The organism is Candidatus Cardinium hertigii, assembly GCF_050864855.1.
Taxonomy (GTDB): domain Bacteria; phylum Bacteroidota; class Bacteroidia; order Cytophagales; family Amoebophilaceae; genus Cardinium; species Cardinium hertigii_C.
This window is the reverse complement of record NZ_JBOZWW010000003.1, coordinates 1-2259: the sequence shown is the minus strand read 5'-3', so window position 1 is coordinate 2259 and position 2259 is coordinate 1. Positions and strand designations below refer to the sequence as shown.

At 30.7% G+C, this 2259-nt stretch carries 4 protein-coding genes; 3 read left to right on the top strand and 1 reads right to left on the bottom strand.

The window, feature by feature from the left end:
* From ACRRVB_RS00225 to ACRRVB_RS00215, 3 genes are all read left to right on the top strand, one after another.
* Nucleotides 1–199: Tn3 family transposase (locus ACRRVB_RS00225; protein WP_432466027.1), on the top strand; the 199-nt coding region annotated here is incomplete at its 5' end.
* A 468-nt stretch (nucleotides 200–667) separates the two neighbouring features.
* Nucleotides 668–1432 carry a ParA family protein gene (locus ACRRVB_RS00220; protein ID WP_432466026.1) on the top strand — a complete coding sequence of 255 codons (765 nt, stop codon included), beginning with the start codon at nucleotides 668–670 and terminating at the stop codon, nucleotides 1430–1432.
* 2 nt (nucleotides 1433–1434) lie between these two features.
* Nucleotides 1435–1770, top strand: a complete 336-nt coding sequence (locus ACRRVB_RS00215; protein WP_432466025.1) for a hypothetical protein — start codon at nucleotides 1435–1437, stop codon at nucleotides 1768–1770.
* Between the two features lie 302 nt (nucleotides 1771–2072).
* Here ACRRVB_RS00215 and ACRRVB_RS00210 read toward each other — a convergent pair.
* Nucleotides 2073–2259: transposase (locus tag ACRRVB_RS00210; protein WP_432446213.1), on the bottom strand; the 187-nt coding region annotated here is incomplete at its 5' end.

The following is a 2259-nucleotide window of genomic DNA, read 5'->3' as shown; positions in this document are numbered from 1 at the left end:
AGCTGTCGACTCTCTGAAAAAACAGGGAATCAAAATCAATGATCAATTGTTATCCCATCTATCCCCATTAGGATGGGAGCATATCAATCTGACAGGCGATTATATCTGGCCAAGAAAGCGTAAAACAACATCAGGTAAGTTCAGATCTCTCAGATCTGCTAACATAGAACAATACAAAAAAAACCTTAACGTACAATAATTTCCAATATCCAAGGTGACCCCTATAGTATTTAATTTATTTTAAATATTTTAGGTATCATCCTATCACTTAGAAACCAATGGGATATTAAAGTTTAATATAATATATGTATTAAATACACTTGTTTTGTAAAATGTATGTATTTTATGTAAAGGATACAATTATGAAAATTATTTCTGTTTTGAATCAAAAATTTAGATTATCAAAAACTATAATAGCTATTAATCTTTTTAGTGTATTAGTCGAACATAGTTAATTTACATAAAATACATGTATATTATACATTGTCAGTAAAACATATGTTAATAGGTTATTATTTTACGTGAAATAACAAAATTATCCTTTATATGTTTCATAAAATATCATTCGATCAATTGTATATATACTCATATATTAGAAATCTAATATCATATTATGGTAATACATGTTTTTTGTAAAATGTGTGTATTTTAGGTAAAATGTACAATTATGGAAATTATAGCTATTTTGAATCAAAAAGGTGGATCAGCAAAAACTACAACAGCTGTTAACCTTAGCAGCACGTTAGCTGAACAAAATAAAAAGATTCTTCTTATAGACCTTGATCCTCAAGGTTCTGCTTCAATATGGCTTGGGTTTAAAAATCCTTCAAAAGGATTATTTACATTATTTACAGAAAATGTAAGTATTTTAGATATTATCAGTAAAACATGTGTTAATGGTATGGAAATTGTGGTTTCATCTCCTTGGCTTATTAGTGCTGATAAAGCTTTATCTAGTGAGGTTGGAGCAGAGATGATTTTGAAAAATAACTTACACGGAATAGATAACACCCTATGGGATTATGTTTTGATAGACTGCCCTCCTACTCTTGGTATTATATCTCTTAATGCATTGACAGCAGCTAGTAAGGTGCTTGTTCCTATTGAAACCCATATTATGGCTATTCAGGGATTAGCTCAGCTTTTAAATACCATAACAACTGTAAGAGATAGGCTAAATCCATCACTTGAAATTGATGGAATTTTGCCTTGTAGAGTGAATAATAGGACTAGATTATCCAAAGATATTATATCCGACTTAAGAAGTAGATTTAATAGTCAAGTATATCAAACAATAATTAGGGAAAGTGTAAAATTGGCTGAAGCTCCATCGTTTGGCAAACCTATCACGATGTATGATGGAAGAAGTTCTGGAGCGGAGGATTATCGTAGTTTATCCCATGAAATTATTAAACGTAGAAAAGGGAAGTAAATATGGCAAAAAGACAAACAATTGGAGATAATCCTCTAGATAGTTTAATTCAACCTATATCAAATAAAGAAAAATATGAATCAATATTAGATTCTCGTGAAGACGTTAAACAGTCTATTCAACAACATACTAAGTCCCTTAAACAAAGGATTACTGTTCAAATTTCTCAATATGTTATAGAAAGGTTAAAAAATGCTGTTTATTGGACCCCAGGTCTTACATTAGCTTCTCTGGCAGAAGAAGCCTTTTCTAAAGCTATTGATACATTGGAAAATGAAAGAGAAGCTCCATTTCCAAGTAGACGTGAGGAACTTAAAACTGGTAGGCCTATAAAATAGTAGGGGTCCCGTCAGGAAAGTGAAAATAAAGCACGATAAGGAAAAATGGGGTTATAAAAATCGTTCGAAAATGTACGATATATTTAGTTAATACCTGTGTCTCAACAAACGACCGTTTTTTAAGACATAGTCTATTGCCAAAATCTAGCTAACGAAGTTGGGTACAAAACCAAAACCGTAATTTTCTGTTCATATGCTACAGATATGGTCCAAAATCATTAGCGTACTTTATTTTCCGTTTCTTGACGTGACCACATTTTAAGAGGCTCTGTCCAATTAAGTGTGTAAAATATTTTTATGTTTTATTGAATTCTCTTTTCAAATTTAATTAAAAAATGTGCTATAGCCTCACTCCAATTATGAATAGGCATGGTCCACTTTTTGGTCATGTAGTTAATAGTTAAATATAAGGTTTTAAAAACAGCTATATCGTTAGGAAATACTCTTTTATTTTTAGTAACTCTACGGAATTGGCTATTTACAGATTCA

What these genes read in the sequence shown, in the direction of transcription:
- ACRRVB_RS00220 (WP_432466026.1), top strand. Translation starts at nt 668, where the DNA reads ATGGAAATTATAGCTATTTTGAATCAAAAAGGTGGATCAGCAAAAACT.
- ACRRVB_RS00215 (WP_432466025.1), top strand. Translation starts at nt 1,435, where the DNA reads ATGGCAAAAAGACAAACAATTGGAGATAATCCTCTAGATAGTTTAATT.